Below are 25,336 nucleotides of genomic sequence, written 5' to 3'. Positions count from 1 at the left end.
CCCCAGGTGCGCACCACCGTGGCCAGCAGCACCCGCCGGCCTTCGCTCAGCCAGCGCCGGGCGCGCTGCAGCACTTCCAGGTCCAGGCTATCCATGTCGTGTTTTCTCCGTGGGGTACTTCTGTCCGGCCTGTCGCCTCTTTCATGGGGCGGCGGCCGGATCGGTTGTTGCCGGCGGACTCGGAGTCGGGTCCGGTCGATTGCTTGGGACGCTAGCAGGAAGCATTCCCTGGGGATGGCGGTGATGCGTTGGTGGGGATGAGGGGCACAGGCGGGAAAAGCGAAGCCCAGCTTCGCCCGCCGGAGCGCCCTGTGGCATCCACAGCGCTGGGGCGCGGTGCGGGGGTTGGGGGAGAGGGGGGAGCGGCGCTGGGACTGACACTGCCGCCCCTGCGGGGCGCCCCCTCTCCCCTCTCCCACGAGGGGAGAGGGCAGAGGCGCGCGCCTTCGGGACGCACTGCGATGGCAGGCAACCGCCGCGTGGCGCGACGCACGCCCCACTCTCCCCGCCCCTTCCTCCTCAAGCCTTCAACTGCTCCCCGATGGGCAGGGCCCGGATGCGCTTGCCGGTCGCCGCATACAGCGCATTCACCAGCGCCGGCGCCAGCGGCGGCACGCCCGGCTCGCCGACGCCGGTGGGCTTCTCCGCCGAGGGCAGGATGTGCACCTCCACCTTGGGCATCTCGTTGATGCGCAGCACCGGGTAGTCGTGGAAGTTGGATTGCTGCACCTGGCCATCCTTCAGCGTGATGGCGCCGGTGAGGGCGGCGGCCAGGCCGAAGCCGATGCAACCTTCCATCTGCGCGCGGATCACGTCCGGATTCACCGCGATGCCGCAGTCGACCGCGCACACCACCCGATCCACCTTGAAGCTGCCGTCGGCCGCCACCGTCACCTCCACCACCTGGGCGACGTAGCTGTTGAAGGATTCATGCACCGCCACGCCGCGACCGCGCTTGCCGTCCTTGGCCGCCGGCAGCGGCTTGGCCCAGCCGGCCTTGTCCGCCGCCAGCTTGAGCACGCCGACGTGGCGCGGGTGGGCGGCGAGCAGGTCCATGCGGTAGGCCACCGGGTCGGCCTTGGCCGCCACCGCCAGCTCGTCCATGAAGACTTCGGTGGCGAAGCCGGTGTGGGTGGAGCCGACCGAGCGCCACCACTGCACCGGCACCTTCAGCTCGGCGCCGGGGGTGTGCAGGTCCACCAGCAGGTTGGGAATGGCGTAGGGCAGGTTGGCGGCGCCCTCCACCGAGGTGGCGTCCACGCCGTCCTTGATCATCATCGGCTCGAAGGGCGAGCCCTTGATGATGGACTGGCCGACGATGCGCTGCTCCCAGGCCAGCGGCTTGCCCTGGCCGTCCAGCGCGGCGCGCAGGCGATGCAGGTAGAGCGGGCGGTAGAAGCCGCCGCGCATGTCGTCTTCCCGCGACCACACCAGCTTCACCGGCGCGCGGCCGTCGATGGCCTTGACGATGTGGGCGGTCTCCAGCAGGTAGTCGGACAGCGGGTTGGCGCGCCGCCCGAAGCTGCCGCCGGCATACAGCATGTGCAGCGTGACCTGCTCCGGCTTGAGGCCGAACAGCTGGGCGAGGTTGGCCTGGTCCACGGTCTGGAACTGCTCGCCGTTCCACACCTCGCAGCCCTCGGCGCTGAGCCGCATCACGCAGTTGAGCGGCTCCATGGCGGCATGGGCGAGGTAGGGGAAGTCGTACTCCGCCTCCAGCACCTTGGCGGCCTTGCCGAGTTCGCCGGGGGCATCGCCATCGCGGCGGGCGACCGCGCCGGGGGTGGTGGCGAGCCTGCGGTAGTCGGCAAAGAGCTGCTCGCTGCTGCCGCGCCAGGCCTGGGAGTCGTCCCACTCCACCTGCAGCGCATCGCGCCCCTTCTTGGCCGTCCAGTAGCTGTCGGCCAGCACCGCGACGCCGCTGGGAATGCGCACCACGTCCGCCACGCCGGGTACGGCGCGCGCCGCCTTGTCATCCACGCTGCGCACCGTGCTGCCAAAGCGCGGCGGATGGGCCACCACCGCCACCAGCATGCCGGGCAGCATCACGTCCTGGGTGAATTGCGCCTGGCCGGTGGTCTTGGCCACGCTGTCCTTGCGCGGCGCGCTGCGGCCGATGAGCTTGAAGTCCTTGGGGTCCTTCAGCGCGACCTTTTCCGGCACCGGCAGCCGGCCGGCGGCCTCCGCCAGTTCGCCGAAGCCGGCCTTGCGCCCGCTCCCGGGGTGGCTGACGACGCCGTTGGCCACCTGGATCTCGGCCGCCGGCACCTTCCAGCGCTCGGCGGCGGCCTGCACCAGCATGGCGCGGGCAGCGGCGCCGGCCTGGCGCAGCTGCTCGAAGGAGTTGGCGATGGCGGTGCTGCCGCCGGTGCCCTGCGCCGGGCCCCAGAACAGGTTGTTGTAGCGGCCGGCGTCCGCCGGCGCGCCTTCGACCACCACCTTCTTCCAGTCGGCGTCGAGCTCTTCGGCGACCAGGGTGGCGAGGCCGGTGTAGGTGCCCTGCCCCATTTCCAGGTGCTTGGAGAGCACGGTGACGGTGCCGTCGCCGCCGATGCGGACGAAGGCGTTGGGCGAGAAGCCGCCGGCTGCCTGCGGGCCGCTGCCGGCGATGCCGGGGCCGGCCACGCCGGGCTGCGCGGCCTGCGCCGCCGGCAGCACCAGCGCCAGCGTGAGGCCGGCGCCGCTCTTGAGGAAGTCGCGGCGGGAAACGTTATGGATGCGGGAATTCATGATGGTGCGCTCCTTACGCCAGGGCCTTGGCGGCTTCGTGGATGGCGGCGCGGATGCGCACGTAGGTCGCGCATCGACAGATGTTGCCGCTCATGGCGGCGTCGATGTCGGCATCGGAGGGCTTGGGGTTGCTGGCCAGCAGCGCGGTGGCGGACATGATCTGGCCGGACTGGCAGTAGCCGCACTGCACCACGTCCAGCTTCTGCCAGGCCGCCTGCACCGCCTTGCCGGCGCGTTCCGTGCCCACGCCCTCGATGGTGGTGATGCGGGCGCCGGCGGCGGCCGACAGCGGGGTGGAGCAGGAACGGATGGGCGCGCCGTTCATATGCACCGTACAGGCGCCGCACAGGCCCATGCCGCAGCCGAACTTGGTGCCGGTGAGCTTGAGGTCGTCGCGCAGGGCCCACAGCAGGGGCGTATCGTCCGGCAGCTCGGAGCTGACCTGCTTGCCGTTGAGCGTGAAACGGGTCATCGGGCGTCTCCTTGGGAAGGGGGCAGAGGGGGAAAAGCGAACGCGGCGAATGGGGCGAATGGGGCGAATGGGGCGCCCGCGGCAAACGGGCGCCGTCTTGTTCTTGCATGCCGTGCTGCAGCCTAGACGCTTTGTCTTTTAAGATCGACGTGCCAATGATGGAAGAGCCATGAAGCCAGCCTTAAGAATCGAGCCCGCCCTGCTGCCCGCCCTCGCCGCCTTCGAGTGCGTCGCCCGTCACGCCAGCTTCAGCCGCGCGGCGGCGGAGATGGGCCTCTCGGCCTCCGCGCTGTCCCAGTCCATGCGCACGCTGGAGCAGCGCCTGGGCGTGCGGCTGCTGGCGCGCACCACCCGCCGCGTCGGCCTCACCGAGGAGGGCGCGCGGGTGCTGGACGGCGTGCGCCGCGGCCTGGCCGAACTGGGCGGGGCGATAGAAACCCTGGACGAGGTGCGCGACCAGCCCAGCGGCACGGTGCGCATCACCCTGTCGCGGCTGGCCTATGTCCGGCTGTTCGCGCCACACGTCGCCAGCTTCGCCGAGCGCTATCCGGCAGTGGGCCTGGAGTTCGCGCTGGACGACGGCCTCACCGACATCGTCGCCGAGGGCTTCGACGCCGGCGTGCGCCTGGGCGGCAACATCGAGGCGGACATGGTGGCGGTGCCCATCAGCACGCCGGAGCGGCTGGCGACCGTGGCCGCGCCCGCCTACTTTGCCCGCCGCCCGCCGCCGCAGACGCTGGAAGACCTCGCCGCCCACGACTGCAGCCGCTTCCGCTACATCACCAGCGGCCGGGTGGCGCGCTGGTTCTACCAGCGCGAGGGCCGGCCGGTGGAACTGGAGGTGAACGGCCGCTTCGTGGTGAACGACCTGGACGCGGAGCTGGACCTGGCGCGGCGCGGGCTGGTGCTGGCGCAGGTGATCGAATCGATGGCCGCCGAGGACATCCGCAGCGGCCGGCTGGTGACGGTGCTGGAGAGCTACGCGCCCTCGCTGAGCCGCGCCTATCTCTACTTTCCCCGCAGCACCCAGATGCCGCCGCGGCTGAGGGTGTTCATCGACCATTTCCTGGTAGCGAACGAGGAAGGGCGGGAAAGGGGGAAGGCTGGGGCGGACGAGCCTAAGGCGGTGAGCGTTTGAAGCGCTGGGCGGAGCAGGCGCCGGCTTGCTCCCCCTCGCGGGCAGAGGCGGAAAAAGCGAAGCGCGGCCTCGCCCGCCGGAGCGCCCTGCGGCATGGAGGTCGCTAGGCCGGGGCGCCGAGCGGCGTCTGGGGGAAATCTAGGGGGACTGGCGGTGCCGCCCCTGGCGGGTCGCCCCCTCTCCCCGGCCTTCCCCCACGAGGGAAGAGGGAGAAAAGCAGGGGCTTGCGGCACGAGAGCTTCATCTGCGCCGCCGGAAACGCAGCGGGCCGCAGCATCTGCGGCCCGCTGACCTGGCGCGGCCTGTCAGCCCCGCCACCGATGCAAACCACCTCAGACCGAGACAGCCGACTCCCGCGTCACCCCGGCCAGCGACTCCCGCGTGATCTCGGCAATCGTCTTGGCGCCGGTCAGCGTCATCGCCACCTTCATTTCCTTCTCGAACAGGGTCAGCAGGTTCTCCACGCCGGCCTCGCCAGCGGCGGCCAGGGCGTAGACGAAGGCGCGGCCCAGCATCACCGCGTCGGCGCCGAGGGCGATCATGCGCACCACGTCCAGGCCGTTGCGGATGCCGGAGTCGGCGAGGATCTTGAGCTCGCCCTTCACCGCGTCGGCGATGGCCGGCATCGCGCGGGCGCTGGAGAGCACGCCGTCGAGCTGGCGGCCGCCGTGGTTGGAGACGACGATGCCGTCGGCACCGAAACGCACCGCGTCGCGGGCATCTTCCGGGTCGAGGATGCCCTTGATCACCATCGGCCCTTCCCAGAATTCGCGTATCCACTCCAGGTCCTTCCACGAGATGGAGGGATCGAAGTTGGCCGCCAGCCAGCCGATGTAGTCGGCCAGGCCGGTGGGGTGGCCGCGGTAGGCGGAGATGTTGCCGAGGTCGTGCGGCTTGCCCAGCAGGCCGACGTCCCAGGCCCAGGCGGGGTGGGTCACCGCCTGCAGCATGCGGCGCAGGGGCGCGTTGGGGCCGCTCATGCCGGAGTGGGCATCGCGGTAGCGGGCGCCGGGGGTGGGCATGTCCACCGTGAACACCAGGGTGGTGACGCCGGCGGCCTTGGCCCGCTCCAGGGCGTTCTTCATGAAGCCGCGGTCCTTCAGCACGTAGAGCTGGAACCACATCGGCCGGTCGATGGCCGGCACCACTTCCTCGATGGGGCAGACCGACACGGTGGACAGGGTGAAGGGCACGCCCTTCTTCGCCGCCGCCCGCGCCGCCTGCACTTCGCCACGGCGGGCGTACATGCCGGTGAGGCCGACCGGTGCCAGCGCCACCGGCATCGCCAGCTTCTCGCCGAACAGCTCGGTTTCCAGGCTGAGCTCGGACATGTTGCGCAGGATGCGCTGGCGCAGGGCGATGTCCGCCAGGTCGGAGACGTTGCGCCGCAGCGTGTGCTCGGCGTAGGCGCCGCCATCGATGTAGTGGAACAGGAAGGGCGGCAGCCGGCTTTCGGCGGCGGCGCGGTAGTCGGTGGAAGCGGAAATGATCATGTTCGCTCGCGTTCGGCAGGTGGAAGGCGGGAGGCACGGGCCCGGCGGGCTTCGTCCTCGTCCAGTGTGCGCAGGGAGTCGTGCACGAAAACAAGGTGGGCGTGCGCCGCGGCGCTGGCGCGTTCCGGGTCGCCGGCCAGGATGGCGTCCATCATTTCCCGGTGCTGCGCGGACAGCGGGTTGAAGGTGCGCGGCGACACGTAGAGCTTCTCCCGGCTCTGGGAGATGTTGGTCTGCAGCAGGTCGAACAGGCCGCGCATCACCTGCAGCAGCACCAGGTTGTGCGAGGCCTCGGCGATGGAGAGGTGAAAGGCGGCGTCGGCCACCGCCTCGCCGGCCGGGTCGTTCTTGCCGTGGGCGGCCATCATGGTGTCGAAGGCCTCGCGGATGCGCGCGCGGTCCTCGTCGGTGGCGCGCAGGGCGGCGTGCCAGGCGGTGGCGCCTTCCAGCGCGTAGCGCGTTTCCAGCACGTCGAAGCGGTACTCCGGATCGCCTTGGAACAGCGGCAGGAAGGGCTCCAGCGGCCCGACCACCCGCTGGGTGGGCGTGCGCGCCTCCTGCACGAAGGTGCCGCCGCCCACCCGGGCGGCGAGCAGGCCCTGCGCGCTCAGCTGGGCGATGGCCTCGCGCAGCGCGGTGCGCGAGACGCCCAGCTCCAACGCCAGCGCACGCTCGGCGGGCAGGCGGTCGCCGGCCTGTAGGCCACGCTGGGAGATGAGTTGCCGCAGTTCTGCGGCAACCCGGTCGGACAGACGTTCGGAAGTGCGGGTCGTTTTCATCCCGCTATTTTCCGGCAGCCGCCGCGCGAGCGGCTGCTCCTCGTGCCCGAAACAGCATGGAAGCGCAACGCTGGCCCATGGCCTCAGGGAATCATCCAGGGGAAGACGTAGGCCTGCAGCGTGGTGATGATGCCCACCAGGGTGCAGAACACCAGGCTGTGGCGCACGGTGAAGCGGAACAGGTCCGACTCCTTCCCGGCCAGGCCGACCGCCGCGCAAGCGATGGCAATGGACTGCGGCGAGATCATCTTGCCGGTGACGCCGCCGGTGGTGTTGGCCGCCACCAGCAGGATGTCGGAAACGCCGATCTGGTGTGCGGTGTTGGCCTGCAGCGCAGCGAACAGGGCGTTGGCCGAGGTATCCGAACCGGTCAGGAACACGCCCAGCCAGCCGAGGAAGGGCGAGAAGAAGGTGAAGGCGTGTCCGGTGTGTGCCAGCGCCAGCGCCAGCGTGGCGGAGAGGCCGGAGTAGTTGGCGATGAAGGCGAAGGCCAGCACCATGCCGATGGAGTAGATGGGCATGCGCAGCCCGTACACCGTTTCGCCGAAGGTCTTCACCGCTTCCGCCGGACGCATGCGCAGCAGCACGATGGAGATCAGCGCGGCGAACAGGATGGCGGTGCCGGTGGCGGAGAACCAGTCGAACTTGTACACCGCCTCGTACAGCGTCGGCTTGGCGACGATGGGCGGCATCTTCTGCACCAGCGCGTCCAGCGAGGGCACCGGGAACTTGATGATCCAGCTCTCCAGCACGCCGCCCTTGGCGAACAGGGCCTTGAACGGCTTCACGCTCCAGATGGTGACCATGGCGGTCAGGATCAGGAAGGGCGACCAGGCCTTGATGATCCGGCCGGCGCTGTAATGGCTGTGGGCTTCCTGCTGCACCTTGGCATCCAGGTGGGCGTCGGCATCCTCGAAACGGAAGATGCGCTTCGGCTGCCAGCGCTTCAGGAACAGCGTCAGGCACACCAGCGAGGCCAGCGAGGAGGTGATGTCCGGCAGTTCGGGGCCGATGAAGTTGGAGGTGAGGTACTGGACGATGGCGAAGGAGCCGCCGGCCACGATCACCGCCGGCCAGGTTTCCTTCACGCCGCGCCAGCCATCCATGATGGCCATGATCCAGAACAGCACGATGATGGTCAGGAAGGGCAGCTGGCGGCCCGCCATCTGGCCGATATGGAAGGCATCCAGCCCGGTCACCTGGCCGGCGACGATGATGGGGATGCCCATGGCGCCGAAGGCCACCGGCGCGGTATTCACGATCAGGCACAGGCCGGCGGCGTACAGCGGCTTGAAGCCCAGACCGACCAGCAGCGCGGCGGTGATGGCCACCGGCGCGCCGAAGCCCGCCGCGCCTTCCAGGAAGGCACCGAAGGAGAAGCCCACCATCAGCATCTGCAGGCGCTGGTCTTCGGTCACCGACAGGATGGAGGCGCGGATGATGTCGAACTGGCCGGTCTTCACCGACACCTTGTAGAGGAAGACCGCGCCGATGATGATCCAGGCGATCGGCCACAGCCCGTAGAAGAAGCCGTACACACCGGAAGCCAGCGCCCGCTCCAGCGGCATCCGGTAGAAGAACAGCGCCACCAGCAGCGCGATGATCACGGTGATGGTGCCGGCCATCCAGCCCTTCATCCGCAGCACCGCGAGGGCGACGAAGAAGAAGGCGATCGGCAGCAGCGCGATCAGGCTGGACAACCAGAGGTTGCCAGCCGGGTCATATAGTTGTTCCCAGGCCTGCATTGTTTTCTCACTCCCGTTCATCCTCGGCGGGTACGCCGCCGGGTGTGGACGTCGTCCACCTGATTTATTGTTTGATTGGTATTACCACTTACCGAATCGGTATAACCAAACGGTGCGGATTAAAACGGGGTTTTCATGGAAACGTCAATTGGTGCAGGCAGATAGGTGCTAAATTTTCTTTTTATTGGTCAGACCAATATTGTCTTGGAATTATCAGAAATGCCACCAAACAACCTTATTTGCGGTGCACCAATCCGCCTGTCTGCTGGCTTCCCGGTGCTGTGTTGCAATCCATACAACTCGCTTGACATATATAAGACCTAATACAGAGGAAAGATGTAACAAGCCGGGCCCCGGCGCCCCCGCCGGCGTGAGCTGCAGGCTTGCCCACTTCCCGGAACGCCGCCCTCCCCCTTGCCCGTCAGGCGGCCTCCGCCCCGGCCGCCAGCGCCCGAAAAGGGCAGCCGCCGCGTATATCCGAGGGGTGCCGGGGCTGGCGGGCGGCCGGAGGCGGCGGTAGCATCCCTGCCCTTTACGCCCCGGGCCTTCGCATGACTTCCGCACCCGCCCGCGCCTGCGGCATCGACTTCGGCACCTCCAATTCCACCGCCGGCTGGCTACGCCCCGGCCTGCCCACGCTGCTGCCGCTGGAAGACGGCAAGCCCACCCTGCCCTCGGCGGTGTTCTTCAACGCCGACGAGGACAGCACCCACTACGGCCGCGACGCCCTGGCCGAGTACCTGGAAGGCTACGAAGGCCGGCTGATGCGGGCACTGAAGAGCCTGCTCGGCAGCAGTCTCATCGACGGCCACACCGAGGTGCTGGGCCGCGCCCTCTCCTTCCGCGAACTGCTCGCCAGCTTCATCGGCGAACTCAAGCGCCGCGCTGAAACCGCCGCCGGCCGCGGCTTCGACCAGGCGGTGTTCGGCCGCCCGGTGCACTTCGTGGACGAGGACGCCGCCGCCGACCGCAAGGCGCAGGACACGTTGGAAGACATCGCCCGCCGCGTCGGCTTCCGCGAAGTCAGCTTCCAGTTCGAGCCCATAGGCGCTGCGCTGCACTACGAAGCCTCGCTGACGCGCGAAGAGTTGGTGCTGATCGCCGACATCGGCGGCGGCACCGCCGACTTCTCGCTGGTGCGCCTATCGCCGGAGCGCGCCCGCCGCGCCGACCGCGGCGACGACCTGCTGGGCAACGCCGGCGTGCACATCGGCGGCACCGACTTCGACCGCGCCCTCAGCCTGGACTGCGTGATGCCGCTGCTGGGCTACCGCGGCCGCATGAAGAACGGCGCCGCCATCCCCTCCAGCATCTACTTCCAGCTCGCCACCTGGCACACCATCAACAGCGCCTACACCCGCCAGACCTGGGCAGACCTGCAGAACATCTACCGCGATGCCGAGGCGCGCGAAGAGCTGGACCGCCTCTCCCGCTTGATCAACAACCGCGAAGGCCACTGGCTGGCGCTGCAGGTGGAACAGGCCAAGATCGACCTCTCCGCCGCGCCCAGCGCCACGCTGGAGCTGGGCCGCCTGCAGGCCGGCTTCACCCACGCCATCGACAGCGCCGCCTTCACCGCCGCCACCACCTCGCTGGTGGACCGGGTGGCCGAAACGGTGGCCGGCCTACTGGCCCAGGCCGGCGTCGCCCGCGACCGGGTGGACACCCTCTACTTCACCGGCGGCGCCAGCGGCGTCGCCCAGCTGCGCGCCCGCATCGCCGCCGAACTGCCGCAGGCACGCAGCGTGGAAGGCGACCTCTACGGCAGCATAGGCGCCGGCCTGGCGGTGGAAGCGGCGCGGCGTTACGGTTGAATCGGCGGGCTGGCACTGCCATCGGCGACGAAGCCGTGCGCACCTTGCCGCTTACGCTTCCGGAACACCAACCGGACAGCGGCGCTGCCTTGGCAAACGCAGATCAGCCTGAGCCGGAAAGCGCGGTCGCCAGCCCGCGGGCAAAGGGATAGTCTCGACGCTGCCGGGCCGGGCTTCATCGAGCAGCCCGGGAGAGCCGGCCAGCCGGACACCGGCATCGCCAGCCCTGGCCCCTGAACCAGAACAAACAGCAAAGCCTCCGACATGAGCTCAACCCCGCTCCCCGCCGCGCAAGCCCCCTTCGTGCTGCTGCCCGGCTTCATGGCCGACGAAACCCTGTGGCGCGAGATCGAGCCGGCGCTCGCCGCCCGCGCGCCAGTCATTCACGGCAGCCTGCGCGAGGGCGACAGCATCGCCGCCATGGCCCGGCACGTCATCGCCAGCCTGCCGGAGCGCTGCGTGCTGGTCGGCTTCTCCATGGGCGGCTACGTGGCGCGCGAGATCGTGCGCCAGGCCCCGGAGCGCATCGCCGCGCTGGTGCTGATCGCCACCTCCGGCCGCGCGGACTCGCCGCTGCAGGCCCAGCGCAAGACGGCGGCGGTGAAGACGGCCCAGGCCGGCGTGTTCCGCGGCCTCAGCCCCTCCTCCATCCGCGCCTCGGTGCATGTGGCGCGGGAGAACGACGCCGGGCTGATAGACGCCATCCGCCAGATGGGCGCGCGCCTCGGCGGCGAAGTCTTCTTCCGCCAGTCCCACCTGGTGCGCGACAGCGATCTGCCCGCCCTGGCCGCCTTCCGCTGCCCCACGCTGGTGGTCGCCGCCGACCAGGACCGCCTGCGCAGCCTGGACGAAGCCCGCGAACTGCAGGCGGCCATTCCCGGCGCCCGGCTGGAGGTCATCGCCGACAGCGGCCACATGATCCCGCTGGAACAGCCCGCCGCCCTGCTGCAGGCGCTGACCCGCTGGCTGGACAGCCTCCCCGGCTAAGGCCCGCACAATCCCCCCGACCATGCCTGACTTCACCCTCACCATGGCCGCCCTGGGCTTCGGCTTCGCCGCCTACATGCTGCTCAGCCTGCTGCGCCACCTGCGCCGCAGCCGCGCCTGGCGGCGGGAAGCGGAAGAGACGGGCCAGCGCTGGCGCACGCCACCGGAGCAACGGGTGATGAGCATGGTGTTCGGTTTGCTGGCCTTGCTCGGGCTGTATGCGGGCATCAGCGCACTCGGCCGCGCGCTGGGGCTGAGCCTGGGCTGAACGGCAAGGCCCGGCTAGCCTCCCGCGCCAGCGCCGGCCGCCATCTCATCCCCCAGCGCTCGCAGATAAGCCCAGGGGTAGATCCCCCGCTCGTGCCCATCGGCGAAGACCAGGTTCAGCCCCTGTATCGCCAGCGCCCGGATCTCGCTCAACGCAGCCGGCGCAGGCGGCGGCAGGCCGCTGCGGCGCGCCTGCTCGCAGGCCGCGCAGCGGCAATGCTGGCGCAGCAGACCGTGGGGCAGCAGGCTGCGCGCGCCGTCTTCCCACTCGATCACCAGTTCGCCGGACAGACGCCGGTCGGTGACGGCCCGGGGCAGCGCCGCGCGCGGGTCGGCTGAGGCAGCCAGCGCAAATGTGGGCACAGCGCTCATAAAGCCTCTCCCACGCCACCCTTGCCCAGGTGCCAGTCGCCGCCCAGGCCGCCGTCGCGCAGTTCGCCGCCCATGGCCGCCAGGCTTTCCTCGCGGATCAAGGCGCGCAGCCGCTGCAGGATGGCGATGAACTCCGGCGAGTTGCTCATCTCCGCCGTGCGCGGACGCGGCAGCGGGATCGGGATCTCCGCCTTCACCCGGCCGGGGCGGGCGGTCATCACATAGACCTTGTCGGACAGGAAGATGGACTCCTCGATGTCGTGGGTAATGAACAGCACCGACAGCTTCAGCTGCTGCCACATATTGGTGAGGATTTCCTGCATCACCACCCGCGTCTGCGCGTCCAGCGCGCCGAAGGGTTCGTCCATCAGCAGCACCTGCGGGCCGGTGGCGAGCGCGCGCACGATGCCCACCCGCTGCTTCATGCCGCCGGAGAGCTGCTCCGGGTAGTGGTTCTCGAAGGCGAGCAGGCCGGCGAGGCCGAGCAGGGTGCGCGCCCGGGCGCAGCGCGCGGCCGGCGCCATGCCCTGCATGCGCAGGCCGAACTCCACGTTCTCCCGCACCTTCAGCCAGGGGAACAGCGAGTACTGCTGGAACACCACGCCGCGGTCGGCGCCGGGGCCGCGTATCGGCGCGCCGTCCACCGTGGCGCGGCCGGCGCTGGGCTTGAGGAAGCCGGCGACGATGTTGAGCAGGGTGGATTTGCCGCAGCCGGAGGGGCCGACCACCGACACGAACTCGCCCGGCTTCACGTCGATGGAAATGCCGCGCACCGCGTCCAGCGCGGCGCCGTTCTGAGTGAAGCGCACGGTGACGTCGTCGATCTCGATATGGCCGCGGCCGGGCGCGGTATCCGCCACGCCGGGGGGAAGGCTGGCTGCCAGCGTGCTCATGGCGCGCCCTCCTTGCCGCCCAGGCTCTGCCAGGGCATGGCGATGCGCGACAGCAGGCGGATGGCACCGCTGCAGGCGAGGCCGAGCACGCCGATCACCAGCATGCCGATGACGATGTGCGGATACTCGATCAGCGAATAGGCCTCCCAGGTGAAGTAGCCGACGCCGAACTGGCCGGAGATCATCTCCGCCGCGATCAGCGACACCCAGGCCACGCCCATGCCCACCGCCAGCCCGGTGAAGATGTGCGGCAGCGCCGCCGGCAGGATCACCCGGGCGAGCAGCGAGGCCTCGCCGGCGCCCAGGCAGCGCGCCGCCCGCAGCAGCACCGCATCCACCGCGGCGACGCCGTGCAGGGTGTTGAGCAGGATGGGGAAGAAGGCGCCGAGGAAGGTGATGAAGACGATGCTGGACTCGGTGCTGGGCCACAGCATGATGGAGATGGGCACCCAGGCGATGGCGGGTATCGGCCGCAGCACCTCCAGCGCCGGGAACAGCAGCCGGCGCAGCATCAGGTAGCGCCCGCACAGCAGGCCGAAGACCACGCCCAGCACGGTGGCGAAGGCGAAGCCGAGCAGGATGCGCTGCAGGCTGATGCCGATGTTGGTGAGGAACTTGCCGTCGCCCGCCAGCGCCAGCAGCCCGGAGAAGACCTCGCCCGGCGTCGGCACGTTGGTGAAGCGGATGTAGAAATTCCAGCGATAGGCGGTGGCGAGGTACCAGAAGCCGATCAGCAGGCCGATGGAGACCAGGCCCAGCAGCAGGCCGGGCAGCTGGCGGCGCAGCGCGCCCGCCAGCCGGCCCGGGGCGGGCGGCACGGCGGCGGCCGCGTGGCCACCGGCGGCCCGTGCCGGCGCCGCCTGCAGCGTGGTGGAGAGCAGCTCGGCAGCGGCGGTGCCCGCCGCGGCGAAGGCCGCCGTGGAAGCCACCGCCGCGTCTGCCGGCTGCGCCTGGGCGGCAGTGGCCGATCCGTGGCCCGCCGGCCCGGCGGCCGGCGCGACCGCCGCCGGCAGCGGCGAGGCGACTGCAGCCAGCGCCGCCTCGCCATCGCGTCTGTCCTCGGCCAGGGACTCGGCCGCGCGGCCCTCGCCGCGCAATACCCGCAGGGAAATCGCGCCCGCCATGCTCACCTCCCCGCCAGCGCCACGGCATCGCCGTAGCCGCCGACCTTGCCGCCGTTGGCCGCGACATAGGCCTCGGCATCCTTCTTCAGCAGGAAGGGCACGATCTCCTTGCCGCTCTTGCCGCCCAGCGCGTAGTAGGCCTTGTCGGCGAACAGCTTGATCTTGCTGCTGTGGTCGAAGACGAAGGCCACGCCTATCTTCTTGCCCTCGGCCACCGCCTTGCCGGCCGCCGCCAGGGTGCAGGCGGCGGACTTGTAGGCGGTGATGCCGCCGCCGTCCAGCCACACCTCGCCGGCCTCGCGCGGGTTGGTGATGGCGCCGCCGCACAGCGGGTCGGTGCCGCTGATCTCGTAGTTGGCGAGGCTGGCCTTCTGCTTGTCGTAGTCCAGCCCCAGCTCCTTGTAGGCAGTGCGGATGTAGCTCTCGTCCGCCCAGGCGTCGGCGTCGAAGTCCTTCACCCGGCCCATGCGCTGCAGCACGCCGTGGTCGTATTTCACCGTCTCTATCCACTTGGGCTTGATCGTCGGGTCCAGCGTATGAACACCGCTGGGGCCGAGGAACATGTAGGCCACTTCCTTCTCGACGCGGGTCCATTGCTCGATCTTGGCCGCCGCTTCCACCGGGTTCTTGCGCACCCAGTCATTGGCCTCCATCAGCGCCTTCAGGTAGGCGACGACGAACTCCGGGTACTTCTTGGCGAAGTCTTCCCGCACCACCACGCCGTGGAAGGTGGGCACCTTGGTTTCGACGCCGTCGAAGATCTTGCGGGCGAAGCCGCGGTAGGGCAGCAGCTCGGCGAAGGGCACGAAGTCGGCATGGCCGTCTATGCGCATCTCCTGCAGGCTGGAGGTGCCCACCTCCGGGCTCTGGCTGGAGAGCTCGAAGTAATCGCTCTTCCAGCCGCGGTCTTCCATCGCCTTCAGCAGCATGCCGTGGGCGGCGGAACCGAAGGGCACGGAGACCTTCTTGCCCTTGAGGTCGGCCAGCTCGTAGTAGGGCGAATCCTTGTGCACCACCAGGCCGTTGCCGGCGCCCTCAGCGTTGTAGGCGATCAGCGCGATGAGCCGGCTCTTGGTTTCCGGCATGGCCTGGAAAGTGGCGCCGTTCACCAGCAGCGGGTAGTCGCCCATCATGCCGATCTGCAGGGTGTTGGCGACCATGCCGTTGGTGACCGGCGGGCCGGAGGTGAAGTTCTGCCACTCGACCTTGAAGGTGATGTCCTTGTACTTGCCGGTCTTCGGCAAGTTCTTTTCGAGCAGGCCCAGTTCCTTGATGACGATGCCGCCGGTCACCGTGTTGGTGGTGGTGTTCTGGGTGCCGATGCCGACGGTGACGACTTCGGCGGCGGCGCCCAGCGGTAGCGCACAGCAGGCGGCGAGCGCCAGCGTGGCCAGGGTGTGGCGGGCAATGTTGTGATTGTTGTGATGCCGATCTCGATGCGTGCTTCTGGAACGTGCGTTCATTGGGGCGTCCTTCCAGTGGGGTTGGCGGTGCGTTCGAGTTCCTGCGTATCTCTCTCTGTTTTCCCGCTTTCGCGGGGCGCAGCGGATGTGGCGGATGTTCCTCCGGGGCGGCTGGTCCGGCGGGGGGCCGGCGGGTTGAAGGGCGGGTTCTGAAGGGTCTCAGGCCGGAGGTGCGGCGCCGGCGGTGTCGAGGAAGGCGCGCTTGTCCGCCACCTCCGCCCACCGCTCGGCGTCCGCCAGCGGTTCGCGGGCCTCGGCGATGGGCGGCCAGACCGCGGCCAGCTCGGCGTTGAGGGCGATGAAGGCTTCCTGCCCGGCGGGCAGCTCGTCTTCGGCGTAGATGGCGCCCACCGGGCATTCCGGCACGCAGACGCCGCAGTCGATGCAGCCTTCCGGGTTGATGACGAGGAAGTTGGGCCCCTCGTGGAAGCACTCCACCGGGCAGACGGCGACGCAGTCGGTGTATTTGCAGCGCACGCAGGCTTCGGTGACGACGTAGGTCATGGCGGGCTCCTTCAGGCCTGGGCGAGGCCGATGGCGGTGAGGGCGAGGCGGGCGAGCTTGCGCACGTCCGGGTCGGGGTCCTGCAGGGCCTTTTCCAGCGCCGGGATGGCGCGGGCGTCGCCAACCTCGCCGAGGGCGATGGCGGCTTCCTTGCGCAGGTTGCCCATCGGGTGGGACAGCGCCTCCACCAGTGCCGGCAGGCCGGCGGCGGCCTTGAGCAGGCCGAGGCTGCGCGCCGCCTTCACCCGCACCTGCCAGTAGTCGTCGGCCATGGCCTTCACCAGGTCGGGAATGGCCGGGCCCAGGCGCAGCTTGCCCACCGTCTGCGCCGCTTCCTCGCGCACCATCCAGGCGGTATCGCCCAGCGCGCGGGTGAGGGCCGGCAGCACGCTGACACCGCTGGCGTAGCCCAGCGCGCCGATGGCGATGCGGCGCACTTCGGCGTCCGGGTCGTGGGCGGCGACTTCGGCCAGCTCGCCGATGGCCTCGGTTTTCTTCAGGTAGCCGAGCACGCCGACGGCCTCGCGGCGCACGCCGGGGTCGGCGTCGCGCAGCGCCGCCATGGCGGGGGCGAAGGCGGCCTCCACCCGCAGCGCACGCACCGCGCGGAAGGCCAGCATGCGCACTTCGGCGGCCTGCCCTTCCAGCAGCGGCAGCAGCGGCGCGGCGGAGGCGGGCTGCTTGAGTTCGGCCAGCACCTGGCCGGCGGCTTCGCGCACGCCGGCGTCGCCGTCCAGCAGCATGGTGGCCAGCGCGGCCACCACCGGGGTGTCCTCGTAGCCTTCGAGGGCGCGCACCGCTTCGGTCCGTACCGCGGCGTCGCTGTCGAGCAGGCGCGGCAGCAGCAGCGGCACGATGTCGTCCTCGTCGCCGTAGGGCAGATCGATGACGGCCAGGCGGCGCACTTCGGCGTCGGCGCTTTCCAGGCGTTCGGCAAGGGAGAGCATCTGCATGGCGGCCCTCCTCAGCGCAGCAGGTAGGGGATGCTGACCTGCACCGCGCCGGTGGGGCAGTCGGTTTCGCAGGGCAGGCAGTACCAGCACTCGTCGAACTGCATGAAGGCTTTTTTCTTCACCAGGTCAATGGCGAGCACGTCCAGCGGGCAGACATCCACGCAGACGGTACAGCCCTTCTCGGCGATGCACTTGTCCTCGTCGACGGCGACGGGGGCCTGGGTGGGGGTGATGGCGATGGTCATGGTCGTTTCCTCTCGCGTCGGGTTCGGGGGTGCCTGGGCTCAGGCGGCAGCGGCGCTGGGGGCGACGCGCAGGCGCTGGTAGGCGGTGCGCTCCTGTTCGTCGATGGCGACGATGTAGGGCTCCACCGCCTTCTTGCGCAGGCTCATGGCGCCGTCGGCGCCCTTACTCAGCAGCGAGTGGCAGAACCAGTCGGCATCATTGCGCTCGGGGAAGTCGACGTAGTGGTGGTACAGGCCCCAGCGGCTCTCGGTGCGGAACAGCGAGGCGCGGGCGGCCATCTCGGCGCAGTCGAGGATGGAGTGGGCTTCTATCGCCCGCATCAGCTCGTGCGGGTTGGCGGCGGTCATCTGCAGCGCGTCCTCGCGGATCTCGTCGAAGCGGCGCAGGGCGATCTCGTACTTGCGGGTGATCTTGGGCGGCTGCAGGTAGTCGTTCACCAGCCGGCGCGTCTTGTACTCGATCTGGAAGGGGGTGAGGCCGTCGCCCCGGCCCAGCGGCGCGGCGATGCGGGCGCGCTCGGCTTCCACCGCGTCCTCGTCCACCGCCAGCGGGTTGCGGCCGTCGCAGTACTCGGCGGCGTTCTCGCCGCACAGGCGGCCATAGACGAAGGCGCCCAGCATGTAGTTGTGCGGCACGCTGGCGCAGTCGCCAGCGGCGTAGAGGCCCTTCACCGAAGTTTCGCCGCGGGCGTTGATGTGGATGCCGGAGGCGCTGTGGCCGCTGCAGAAGCCGATCTCGGAGATGTGCATCTCCACCATCTCGCTGCGGTAGTCGTTGCCGCGCTTCTCGTGGAAGCGGCCTCGGCTGGGGCGCTCGTTGGTGTGCAGGATGTGCTCGATCTCGCCTATGGTTTCCTCCGCCAGGTGGTCCAGCTTGAGGAACACCGGGCCGTTGCCGCTCTGCAGCTCGCGGTGGAATTCCAGCATCATCTGGCCGCTCCAGTAGTCGCACTCGATGAAGCGCTCGCCCTTGGAGTTGGCGGTGAAGCCGCCGAAGGGGCCGGTGACGTAGGCACAGGCCGGGCCGTTGTAGTCCTTGATCAGCGGGTTGATCTGGAAGCACTCGAGGTTGGCCAGGTCGGCGCCGGCGTGATAGGCCATGGCGTGGCCGTCGCCGCAGTTGGTCGGGTTCTCGTAGGTGCCCATCAGGTAGCCGGAGGCCGGCAGGCCGATGCGGCCGGCAGCGCCGGTGCTGATGACCGCCGCCTTGCAGCGGATGACGTAGAAGTCCGCGGTGCGGCAGTCGAAGCCCAGCACCGCGTTCACCGCGCCGTCGGCGCCGGTGAGCACGCGGGTGACCACCACCCGGTTGGTCACCTCCACCCGGCCGCGCTTCAGCTGGCGGTAGAGGATCTTCTTCATGTGGTGGCCTTCGGGCATCGGCAGCACGTAGCTGCCGAGATGGTGCACCTTGCGCACCGCGTAGTCGCCGGTTTCGTCCTTCTCGAACTTGACGCCCCAGCGGTCCAGCTCCTGGATCATGTCGAAGCTGCCGGCGGCGTAGGCCATCACCGCCTCCTGGTCGACGATGCCGTCGTTGGCGACGGTGATCTCCTTCACGTACTGCTCCGGCGTGGCATGGCCGGGGATGACGGCGTTGTTGAGGCCGTCCATGCCCATCGAGATGGCACCGCTGCGCTTCACGTTGGCCTTGTCGACCAGCAGCACCTTGAGTTGAGGATTCCTTTCCTTCGCTTTCACCGCGGCCATCGGTCCGCCGGTACCCCCGCCGATGACGACGAGGTCGTACTGCAGGTCTATGCGCTTCATGGTCTCTCCTGGGGTTGGGGCAGTGCGCCCGGGCAAGGTCCTGCCGGTACTCAGCTGCGCTCTATGCGCAGGCGGTACTGGAAGGCGTCGCCTCGGTAGTAAAGGAACTCGAAGTCCAGCGGCTGCTCGCCGGCGTAAGTCATGCGCTCCATGCGCAGCAGCGGCGCGCCCTCGTCGGTGCCGAGGTGGCGCGCCAGCGATTCGTCGGCGGAAATGGCCTCGATCTGCAGGTCGGCATGGGTGAGGTCGTGGCCGAAGTCGTTCTCGAGGATGACGAAGATGTCGCGGGTGGCGAGGTCTTCCTGCACCAGCCGTTCGCCGATGGCGGGCGGAAAGTAGCTGACGTCCACCGAGATGGGCTCGCGGTTGAGGTAGCGCAGGCGCTGGATCTCGAACACCGCGTCGCCCGGCCGGATACCGAAGCGCGCCGCCACCACCTGGCTGGCCTCCACCTGGCGGGCGGACAGCAGCATCGAATAGGTTTCGTAGCCGGAGGGCGCCATCGCCTCGCCGAAGCCCTGCAGCCGCGACAGGCTCTGGAAGGCCTTGGGCTTGGCGACGAAGCTGCCCTTGCCCATCACCTTGAAGATCAGCCCCTCCTTCTGCAGGTCGCCCAGCGCCTGGCGGATGGTGATGCGGCTGACGCCGAAGGCTTCCATCATCTGGCTCTCGGAGGGCATCTGCGAGTGCGGCGCATAGCTGCCATCCAGGATGCGGCGGCGCAGCACCTCGCGTATCTGGGTGTGCAGCGGCACCGGCGAAACCGCGTCTATCGCGTCGCCCGAAGTCTTGGAAACCACTGCGATCTGCTTACGGCTGGACATGGAAAACCTCGCGCCTGGCACAACTTGTTATGACGAGTTCTGTTAAGCAAACACGGTGCCAATTCCATCGCATTGCAATACCTCTCTTCAACGGCATGATTACATTGAATTAAAAGGATTTTTCATGAAATTTCATGCAATGCTACGCATGAAATCCCGCACTGCAGGAGTGCGTAACCCGCCCACTTCGGTGCGGCCTCCGCCGCCTTAGGCCAGGCCGCCACCGCCCCGGCCAGCAGCAGCAGCGCCAGCACGAAAGGACGGAAGTGGACGCGGCCGATCAGCGCGTACAGACGCCCGCCGGCCACGCCGCCGAGCAGGAACAGCGGCGCCAGCGCCAGCCAGGCCAGCGCCTCCGCCCAGCTCAGCATGCCCAGCGCCAGGATGGCCGCCAGCGCCACCGGATACAGCCAGGCGAAAAAGACGATGAAGTTGGCGCGGGCGCGGTGGTTGTCCGCCTCCACGCCCAGCAGATAAAGAATGGCCGGCGGCCCGCCGACGCCGCCCAGCCCTGTGAGCACGCCGCTCAGCGCCCCCACGCCCAGCGACAGCGGCCGCGAACGCCCGCCGGGCAGGCTGCGGCCAGCCATCAGCGCGCAGGCGCTGAGCATCACCGCGCCGCCTATCACCATGCCGAAGAGCCGCGCCGGCAGCACATGCACCAGCGCGATGCCGCAGGGCACGCCGGCGAAGGCGGCCAGCGTCATTGGCAGCATCACCTCCCGGTCTACCAGCCGGCTGGCGGCGGCGGTGGCGGCGCGGCCCATGGGCAGCGCGTTCAGCAGGGTGACCAGGCACAGCGTTTCCCGCGCCGGCAGCACCAGGGACAGCAGCGGCGCCATCAGCAGCGCCGAACCGAAACCGGTGAGCCCGCGCAGCGCGCCGCCGGCGGCGATGGCGAAGGCGACCAGCGCCCAGGTGGCGGCGTCGTGTGCGGCAAAAACGGTGCTGATCTGCTCCAAGCGGGGCTCCTGGTCGAACGGGGAAGAAGGGCGGCGACATGCCGGACGGCCAGCGCCGAACAGCGGCTGAGGCCATAGACATCCTAACCTGTTATAACAGGCTGGAGCGAGGAAAAAAGCCCGTAGCCCGCACACCTCGGCGCCCCGCTGGAATGCCAGGGCAAGGCCGGCTTCAGCCAGTCCGTCCCGGCCCGATTCCCATCCCTTGAAAGCGTCCGCGCTCATGCCAGCCACCCGGCGATCACCACCATGAACAGCCCCGCCGCCAGCAACCACGCCCACAGCAGCGCCGCCAGCAGCCATACCCGGCCGCCGGCCTGGCGGATGTCGGCCAGCCGCGTCGCCGCACCCAGGCCAGCCAGCCCCACCGCCAGCAGCAGCTGGGCGAGCACACCGCCCCAGTTCATCACCGCCTGCGGCAGTGCGCCGCTCACCGCCAGCACGATGGCGGCGATGAAGGCCCACAGGAACAGCGGCAACCCCGGCCGGCGCGCGGCCTTCGCCGCAGCCGTGGCCTGCTCCGCCTGCGGCCGGCCGCAGCGCAGCGCCAGCCACACCATGGCCGGCGCTAGCAGCATCACCCGCATCATCTTCTCGATCAGCGCACTGGCCTCGGCGCCCGGCCCGACCGCCGCGGCGGCGGCCACCACATGGCCCAGTTCATGCACAGTCAGCCCCAGCCACAGGCCGAAGGCGGCATCGCCCAGGCCGAGCAGGCCGGCCAGCAGCGGATGCAGCAGCGGCAGCAGGTACATGCCCAGCGTGCCGAACACCACCACCGCCGCCACCGCCGCCGACACCGCCCGCGCCCGGGCGCCGAGCACGCCATCGGCCGCGGCCACCGCCGCGGCGCCGCAGATGGCACTGCCGCAGCCGACCAGCAGCGCGCTGTCCCGGTCCAGGCCGAGGCGGCGGCCCAGCACCTGGGCCAGCCCCAGCGTGGAAGCCACCATCAGCGCCGCCATCGCCACCCCGCTCCAGCCCACCAGCGCCAGATCGTCCGCGCCGATGCGCAGGCCGTAGAGGGCAATGCCGGCGCGCATCAGCGGGCCGCGCGCCAGTGCGATGCCGGCGGCGCCGCCGGCGGGCAGCCGCGGCCACAGGTTGCCGGCGACCATGCCCAAGGCCACCGCCAGCGGCAGCCAGCCCAGGCCATGGCGGGCGAAGGCCGGCACCGCCGCCAGGGCGGCGGCCGCCAGCGTGATCAGCAGGCAGCCGGCGAGGCCGAATCGCAGACCGACACCCGGCCCTGGCGCGCTTATCTCCATTTCTTCTATCGATATACGAAATTGAGAAAAAGCTTAGAGCGCGCCCTATCATTCGTACAGTTCATGGAAGTTACAGCTTCATTACCTGAGGTTATGAATGAATCTGCACCTGTTGCGCATCTACGTCGCGGTGGTCGAGGCCGGCAGTTTTTCGCGGGCGGCGGAGGCCTTGGGCATCAGCCAGCCGGCGGCCTCCAAGGCGGTGCGGGAGTTGGAATCCCAGCTCGACAACGTGCTGCTGGACCGCCAGGGCCGCGGCTTCCGCCCCAGCGAGGCCGGCCAGGCGCTGTACGGCTATGGCCGCAGCATCTTCGCGCTGGAGCGGGAGGCGGACGAGGCGGTGCGCGCCTATGCCGGGCTGGCGCGCGGCCGGCTGGTGATAGGCGCCAGCACCACCATCGCCAGCTACTGGCTGCCACCCTACCTGGTCGCCTTCGGCGATCGCCACCCCGGGGTATCGCTGCAGGTGCGCGCCGCCAATACGCAGCAGGTGGTGGAACTGCTGCTGGACTGCGCGGTGGACGTGGCGCTGGTGGAGGGCGAGCCGGGCGAGGCGCCGGTGGAATGCCGGCCGTGGCGGCAGGAGGAGATGATCGTGGTCGGCCCGCGCGAGGCGCCGGGCGAGGCCGCGCCGCCGCTGGCCGCCAGGCGCTGGATCGTGCGCGAGCCGGGCTCCGGCAGCCGGGCGGCCACCGAGCGCCTGCTGGCGGAGATCGGCCTGGATTCGCCGGCGCTGCTGGAGGTGGGCAGCAACGAGGCGGTGGTGCAGGCGGTGGCAGCCGGCGCCGGCGTCGGCCTGGTGCCGCGCATCTGCGCGCGGGACCAGCTGGCGCTGGGTCGGGTGCGGCGGCTGGCGCTGGAGAACGGGGCCGCGCAGCGGGCGCCCATCCGCCGGCAGCTCTATCGCCTGCGCCTGCCGCAGCGGCCGGTGAGCACCGCGGCGCTGGCCTTCGAGGCGCTGCTGGGCGAAGGCGCCAGCATCCAGTAGCTCAGTAGAACATCCGCGCCAGATCCACCGAGGAGCGCCTGCCGATCAGCGAGAAGTGCGCCGCCAGCCAGGCCTTGGCCCGCTCCCGCCCCTGGTCGCGCAGCATTTCGAGGAAGGAGAGCTTGGCGGTGAGGCGGCTTTCGGCGCTCAGGCTGCTGAGCAATTCCTCCGCTTCGACGAGGTGAAAGCGCGTCTGCTGCAGCCGGCGCTCGAAGCGGCCGGTGGGCAGCAGCGAGCGGCCGACGAATTCGGTGGCATGGGCGAACATGCGCATCTCGCGCAGGAAGGTGGAATTGAAGGCGAGGTCCAGCGAGCGGGCGCGGATTTCCTCGGCACTGCGCGGCGTTTCGCCATGCACCAGCGGGCTCAACAGCACCAGCAGGATGTCGCGCGCCTCGCAGTCGTAGAACAGCGGGAACACCGCCGGATTGGCGGAATAGGCGCCGTCCCAGTAGGGCTCGCCGTCAATCTCCACCGCCTTGTGCAGCATCGGCAGGCAGGCGGAGGCGAGCAGCGCATGCACGCTCAGCTCCGGCGCCTGGAACAGCCGCAGCTTGCCGGTGTTGGCGTGGGTGGCGGCGATGAAGAGCTTCACCGGGCTGGCGGCGCGCAGGCGCTCGAAATCCACCTGCCCGGCGACGATGTCGCGCAGCGGGTCGACGTCGAAGGGGTTCATCTGCGCCGGCGAGAAGTGGCGCGCCCACTGCAGCATCATGCGCATGCCCAGGGCGGAGTTTTCCGGCGGCGTGGGGAGGGACTCGAAAGGGAGTTCGAAGGGCAGTTCCACCGGCATGCGGAAGGAGGTGGCGCTACCCACCGCCCGCCAGAAGCGCGCCAGCGCCTCGCGCGCGCCGTCGCGCCCGCCCTGCAGCAGGCCGTGGGCCATCACCACCGCGTTCATGGCGCCGGCGCTGGTGCCGCTGATGCCGTCGAACTGCAGCCGGCCGTCTTCCAGCAGCGCGTCCAGCACGCCCCAGGTGAAGGCGCCGTGCGCGCCGCCGCCCTGCAGGGCGAGGCTCACCAGATGGGACGGACGGGGGCGGAACAGCATGGTCGGACTCCTGGGCGGGGCACTGGGCGCAAGCATGCGGCTTTCACCGCGGCAGGTCACGCGGCGGCTGGCCGCTCAGAGATCGTCCGCCAGCCGGAAGCCCTGGAACTGCCAGCGATCCTGCGGGTAGAAGAAGTTGCGGTAGCTGGGGCGGATGTGGTCCGCCGGTGTCACGCAGGAGCCGCCGCGCAGCACCATCTGGTTGCACATGAACTTGCCGTTGTACTCGCCCAGCGCGCCCTCGGCGGCGCGGTAGCCGGGGTAAGGCAGGTAGGCGGAGCCGGTGTGCTCCCAGACGTCGCCGTAGAGCTGCAGCAGGCCTTCGCCGGCCGGCGCGACGATGGGCTGCAGGTAGCCGGTCTCGCGCAGGTTGCCCTCCTGGGTGCAGTCCTCCGCCGCCACCTCCCATTCCGCCTCGGTCGGCAGCCGGCAGCCGGCCCAGGCGGCGTAGGCGGCGGCCTCGTAGTGGCTTACATGGCACACCGGCTCGTCCGGATTCAGCGGCGCCATGCCGCCCAGCGTGAAGAGCCACCACTCGCCGTCCTGCCGCTCCCAGTACAGCGGCGCGTTCCAGCCCTCGCGCTGGAGGTGGGCCCAGCCATCGGACAGCCACAGCGCCGGATTGCGGTAGCCGCCGGACTCGATGAAGGCGAGGAATTCACCATTGGTCACCGGCCGCGAGGCAAGGCGGAAGGGCTGCAGGTAGACGTTGTGGCGCGGACTCTCGTTGTCGTAGGCGAAGCCCTCGCCGACATGGCCGATGCGCCGTACGCCGCCCTCGAACTCCTGCCACTGGGTGGCCGGCCGGCGGCGCACCGGCGGCAGCGGCAGATCGTCCCGGTACACCGGCCGCAGCGGGTTGGCGTAGAAGTTGCGCTTGATGTCGGTGAGCAGCAGTTCCTGGTGCTGCTGCTCGTGGTTGAGGCCGATTTCCAGCCGCTGCAGGATCTCCGGCCACGGCAGCTCGGCGCGCTCCTCCAGCAGTGCCAGCAGGTATTCATCCACATGGCCGCGGTAGCGGTACACCTCCTCCACCGTGGGCCGCGACAGGGTGCCGCGGGCACCGCGGGAGAAAGGCTCGCCCACCTGCTCGTAGTAGGAATTGAACAGGCTGCGGAAGGCCGGGTTGAAGACCGCGTAGCCCGGCATGTACTCGCACAGGATGAAGGTCTCGAAGAACCAGCTGACGTGGGCCAGGTGCCACTTCGCCGGGCTGGCCTCCACCGCCGCCTGGATCACGTAATCCTCCGCCGCCAGCGGCGCGCAGATCACCCCGCTGGCCGCGCGCACCCGGCGGTAGCGCTCCGCCCACTCCTCGCGCGACAGTTCCTCTTCTTCACCCAGGGTCTGTTGAGTCAGCCGCTTCATGACAGGTCCTCGCCGAGCAGATGGCTTAGCAGAACAAACAACCGGTGCCGCCGTCAATCGGCGCCGGCCGCGTCCCGCCCCGAGGCGGTGACGGGCGCGCGCCGCGCCTTGACGCCCCCGCCGCCA

The 25,336-nt window shown here is 69.7% G+C and carries 23 protein-coding genes; 5 read left to right on the top strand and 18 right to left on the bottom strand.

What is annotated here, in order from left to right; all coding sequences use genetic code 11:
* Positions 1–519: 519 nt before the first annotated feature.
* Positions 520–2,730: a xanthine dehydrogenase family protein molybdopterin-binding subunit gene (locus C7389_RS22995; protein ID WP_133595007.1), complete on the bottom strand. Its 2,211-nt coding sequence runs from the start codon at positions 2,728–2,730 to the stop codon at positions 520–522.
* Between the two features lie 13 nt (positions 2,731–2,743).
* Positions 2,744–3,202, bottom strand: coding sequence for a (2Fe-2S)-binding protein (locus C7389_RS22990; protein WP_133595006.1), 459 nt, complete (start codon positions 3,200–3,202; stop codon positions 2,744–2,746).
* A 169-nt stretch (positions 3,203–3,371) separates the two neighbouring features.
* Here C7389_RS22990 and C7389_RS22985 point away from each other — a divergent pair, with 169 nt between their 5' ends.
* The gene (locus C7389_RS22985; RefSeq protein WP_133595005.1) at positions 3,372–4,340 is read left to right on the top strand and encodes a LysR family transcriptional regulator; all 969 of its coding nucleotides are present in this window, start codon (positions 3,372–3,374) and stop codon (positions 4,338–4,340) included.
* Positions 4,341–4,672: 332 nt separating this feature from the next.
* On the opposite strand, the gene lldD is transcribed toward C7389_RS22985, so the two are convergent.
* The 3 genes from lldD to lldP form a co-directional block, all read right to left on the bottom strand.
* Entirely contained in the window at positions 4,673–5,833 is a 1,161-nt protein-coding gene (gene lldD, locus C7389_RS22980; protein WP_133595004.1) for an FMN-dependent L-lactate dehydrogenase LldD, read from the bottom strand.
* Positions 5,830–6,612: a transcriptional regulator LldR gene (lldR, locus tag C7389_RS22975; RefSeq protein ID WP_133595003.1), complete on the bottom strand. Its 783-nt coding sequence runs from the start codon at positions 6,610–6,612 to the stop codon at positions 5,830–5,832. Before lldR ends, lldD begins: the two co-directional genes overlap by 4 nt.
* An 83-nt stretch (positions 6,613–6,695) precedes the next feature.
* A complete protein-coding gene (gene lldP, locus C7389_RS22970; protein ID WP_133595002.1) occupies positions 6,696–8,357 on the bottom strand; it encodes an L-lactate permease in 1,662 nt (553 codons plus the stop codon).
* Between the two features lie 551 nt (positions 8,358–8,908).
* On the opposite strand from lldP, the gene C7389_RS22965 reads away from it, so the two are divergent.
* The 3 genes from C7389_RS22965 to C7389_RS22955 all read left to right on the top strand — a co-directional run bounded on the left by C7389_RS22965 (position 8,909) and on the right by C7389_RS22955 (position 11,426).
* A complete protein-coding gene (locus C7389_RS22965; protein WP_133595001.1) occupies positions 8,909–10,171 on the top strand; it encodes an Hsp70 family protein in 1,263 nt (420 codons plus the stop codon).
* Between the two features lie 264 nt (positions 10,172–10,435).
* On the top strand, positions 10,436–11,158 hold the full coding sequence (locus C7389_RS22960) for an alpha/beta fold hydrolase (RefSeq protein ID WP_133595000.1): 723 nt from the start codon (positions 10,436–10,438) through the stop codon (positions 11,156–11,158).
* A gap of 22 nt (positions 11,159–11,180) precedes the next feature.
* Positions 11,181–11,426, top strand: coding sequence for a hypothetical protein (locus tag C7389_RS22955; protein WP_133594999.1), 246 nt, complete (start codon positions 11,181–11,183; stop codon positions 11,424–11,426).
* A gap of 14 nt (positions 11,427–11,440) precedes the next feature.
* Here the strand turns inward: C7389_RS22955 and C7389_RS22950 are convergent, their stop codons facing one another.
* From C7389_RS22950 to C7389_RS22900, 11 genes are all read right to left on the bottom strand, one after another.
* Entirely contained in the window at positions 11,441–11,797 is a 357-nt protein-coding gene (locus tag C7389_RS22950; RefSeq protein WP_133594998.1) for a DUF971 domain-containing protein, read from the bottom strand.
* Positions 11,794–12,690 (bottom strand): ABC transporter ATP-binding protein, encoded by an 897-nt coding sequence (locus C7389_RS22945; RefSeq protein ID WP_133594997.1) that lies wholly within the window; start codon positions 12,688–12,690, stop codon positions 11,794–11,796. The genes C7389_RS22950 and C7389_RS22945 overlap by 4 nt, the downstream gene beginning before the upstream one ends.
* Positions 12,687–13,814: an ABC transporter permease gene (locus tag C7389_RS22940; RefSeq protein WP_133594996.1), complete on the bottom strand. Its 1,128-nt coding sequence runs from the start codon at positions 13,812–13,814 to the stop codon at positions 12,687–12,689. Before C7389_RS22940 ends, C7389_RS22945 begins: the two co-directional genes overlap by 4 nt.
* 2 nt (positions 13,815–13,816) lie before the next feature.
* Complete coding sequence (locus C7389_RS22935) at positions 13,817–15,277, bottom strand: ABC transporter substrate-binding protein (protein WP_133594995.1); 1,461 nt, start codon at positions 15,275–15,277, stop codon at positions 13,817–13,819.
* Positions 15,278–15,436: 159 nt separating this feature from the next.
* Positions 15,437–15,781, bottom strand: coding sequence for a ferredoxin FdxA (fdxA, locus tag C7389_RS22930; protein ID WP_133594994.1), 345 nt, complete (start codon positions 15,779–15,781; stop codon positions 15,437–15,439).
* An 11-nt stretch (positions 15,782–15,792) separates the two neighbouring features.
* The gene (locus tag C7389_RS22925) at positions 15,793–16,734 is read right to left on the bottom strand and encodes a HEAT repeat domain-containing protein (protein ID WP_211168474.1); all 942 of its coding nucleotides are present in this window, start codon (positions 16,732–16,734) and stop codon (positions 15,793–15,795) included.
* 11 nt (positions 16,735–16,745) lie between these two features.
* Positions 16,746–16,979 (bottom strand): 4Fe-4S dicluster domain-containing protein, encoded by a 234-nt coding sequence (locus tag C7389_RS22920; protein WP_133594993.1) that lies wholly within the window; start codon positions 16,977–16,979, stop codon positions 16,746–16,748.
* Between the two features lie 39 nt (positions 16,980–17,018).
* Entirely contained in the window at positions 17,019–18,749 is a 1,731-nt protein-coding gene (locus C7389_RS22915; protein WP_133594992.1) for a fumarate reductase/succinate dehydrogenase flavoprotein subunit, read from the bottom strand.
* Positions 18,750–18,799: 50 nt separating this feature from the next.
* The gene (locus C7389_RS22910; RefSeq protein ID WP_133594991.1) at positions 18,800–19,573 is read right to left on the bottom strand and encodes a GntR family transcriptional regulator; all 774 of its coding nucleotides are present in this window, start codon (positions 19,571–19,573) and stop codon (positions 18,800–18,802) included.
* Between the two features lie 122 nt (positions 19,574–19,695).
* On the bottom strand, positions 19,696–20,535 hold the full coding sequence (locus C7389_RS22905; protein ID WP_162851815.1) for a sulfite exporter TauE/SafE family protein: 840 nt from the start codon (positions 20,533–20,535) through the stop codon (positions 19,696–19,698).
* Positions 20,536–20,756: 221 nt separating this feature from the next.
* Positions 20,757–21,803, bottom strand: coding sequence for a putative sulfate exporter family transporter (locus C7389_RS22900; protein ID WP_133594989.1), 1,047 nt, complete (start codon positions 21,801–21,803; stop codon positions 20,757–20,759).
* A gap of 97 nt (positions 21,804–21,900) precedes the next feature.
* Between C7389_RS22900 and C7389_RS22895 the strand changes: the two genes are divergently transcribed.
* Positions 21,901–22,791 (top strand): LysR substrate-binding domain-containing protein, encoded by an 891-nt coding sequence (locus tag C7389_RS22895; protein ID WP_133594988.1) that lies wholly within the window; start codon positions 21,901–21,903, stop codon positions 22,789–22,791.
* A gap of 1 nt (position 22,792) precedes the next feature.
* Here the strand turns inward: C7389_RS22895 and C7389_RS22890 are convergent, their stop codons facing one another.
* A complete protein-coding gene (locus tag C7389_RS22890; RefSeq protein WP_133594987.1) occupies positions 22,793–23,842 on the bottom strand; it encodes a patatin-like phospholipase family protein in 1,050 nt (349 codons plus the stop codon).
* A 75-nt stretch (positions 23,843–23,917) separates the two neighbouring features.
* Entirely contained in the window at positions 23,918–25,210 is a 1,293-nt protein-coding gene (gene egtB, locus C7389_RS22885; RefSeq protein WP_133594986.1) for an ergothioneine biosynthesis protein EgtB, read from the bottom strand.
* Positions 25,211–25,336 lie beyond the last annotated feature (126 nt).

Origin of the sequence: Azoarcus indigens, assembly GCF_004361735.1 — a bacterium.
GTDB classification, from domain to species: domain Bacteria; phylum Pseudomonadota; class Gammaproteobacteria; order Burkholderiales; family Rhodocyclaceae; genus Azoarcus; species Azoarcus indigens.
The sequence above is the reverse complement of the archived record's forward strand: the minus strand, read 5'-3'. Positions and strand labels throughout refer to the sequence as shown.

Bases quoted from the DNA above. Each gene is read 5' to 3' on its own strand.
- C7389_RS22995 (WP_133595007.1), bottom strand. From the start codon at position 2,730: ATGAATTCCCGCATCCATAACGTTTCCCGCCGCGACTTCCTCAAGAGC.
- C7389_RS22990 (WP_133595006.1), bottom strand. From the start codon at position 3,202: ATGACCCGTTTCACGCTCAACGGCAAGCAGGTCAGCTCCGAGCTGCCG.
- C7389_RS22985 (WP_133595005.1), top strand. From the start codon at position 3,372: ATGAAGCCAGCCTTAAGAATCGAGCCCGCCCTGCTGCCCGCCCTCGCC.
- lldD (WP_133595004.1), bottom strand. From the start codon at position 5,833: ATGATCATTTCCGCTTCCACCGACTACCGCGCCGCCGCCGAAAGCCGG.
- lldR (WP_133595003.1), bottom strand. From the start codon at position 6,612: ATGAAAACGACCCGCACTTCCGAACGTCTGTCCGACCGGGTTGCCGCA.
- lldP (WP_133595002.1), bottom strand. From the start codon at position 8,357: ATGCAGGCCTGGGAACAACTATATGACCCGGCTGGCAACCTCTGGTTG.
- C7389_RS22965 (WP_133595001.1), top strand. From the start codon at position 8,909: ATGACTTCCGCACCCGCCCGCGCCTGCGGCATCGACTTCGGCACCTCC.
- C7389_RS22960 (WP_133595000.1), top strand. From the start codon at position 10,436: ATGAGCTCAACCCCGCTCCCCGCCGCGCAAGCCCCCTTCGTGCTGCTG.
- C7389_RS22955 (WP_133594999.1), top strand. From the start codon at position 11,181: ATGCCTGACTTCACCCTCACCATGGCCGCCCTGGGCTTCGGCTTCGCC.
- C7389_RS22950 (WP_133594998.1), bottom strand. From the start codon at position 11,797: ATGAGCGCTGTGCCCACATTTGCGCTGGCTGCCTCAGCCGACCCGCGC.
- C7389_RS22945 (WP_133594997.1), bottom strand. From the start codon at position 12,690: ATGAGCACGCTGGCAGCCAGCCTTCCCCCCGGCGTGGCGGATACCGCG.
- C7389_RS22940 (WP_133594996.1), bottom strand. From the start codon at position 13,814: ATGGCGGGCGCGATTTCCCTGCGGGTATTGCGCGGCGAGGGCCGCGCG.
- C7389_RS22935 (WP_133594995.1), bottom strand. From the start codon at position 15,277: ATGAACGCACGTTCCAGAAGCACGCATCGAGATCGGCATCACAACAAT.
- fdxA (WP_133594994.1), bottom strand. From the start codon at position 15,781: ATGACCTACGTCGTCACCGAAGCCTGCGTGCGCTGCAAATACACCGAC.
- C7389_RS22925 (WP_211168474.1), bottom strand. From the start codon at position 16,734: ATGCAGATGCTCTCCCTTGCCGAACGCCTGGAAAGCGCCGACGCCGAA.
- C7389_RS22920 (WP_133594993.1), bottom strand. From the start codon at position 16,979: ATGACCATCGCCATCACCCCCACCCAGGCCCCCGTCGCCGTCGACGAG.
- C7389_RS22915 (WP_133594992.1), bottom strand. From the start codon at position 18,749: ATGAAGCGCATAGACCTGCAGTACGACCTCGTCGTCATCGGCGGGGGT.
- C7389_RS22910 (WP_133594991.1), bottom strand. From the start codon at position 19,573: ATGTCCAGCCGTAAGCAGATCGCAGTGGTTTCCAAGACTTCGGGCGAC.
- C7389_RS22900 (WP_133594989.1), bottom strand. From the start codon at position 21,803: ATGGAGATAAGCGCGCCAGGGCCGGGTGTCGGTCTGCGATTCGGCCTC.
- C7389_RS22895 (WP_133594988.1), top strand. From the start codon at position 21,901: ATGAATCTGCACCTGTTGCGCATCTACGTCGCGGTGGTCGAGGCCGGC.
- C7389_RS22890 (WP_133594987.1), bottom strand. From the start codon at position 23,842: ATGCTGTTCCGCCCCCGTCCGTCCCATCTGGTGAGCCTCGCCCTGCAG.
- egtB (WP_133594986.1), bottom strand. From the start codon at position 25,210: ATGAAGCGGCTGACTCAACAGACCCTGGGTGAAGAAGAGGAACTGTCG.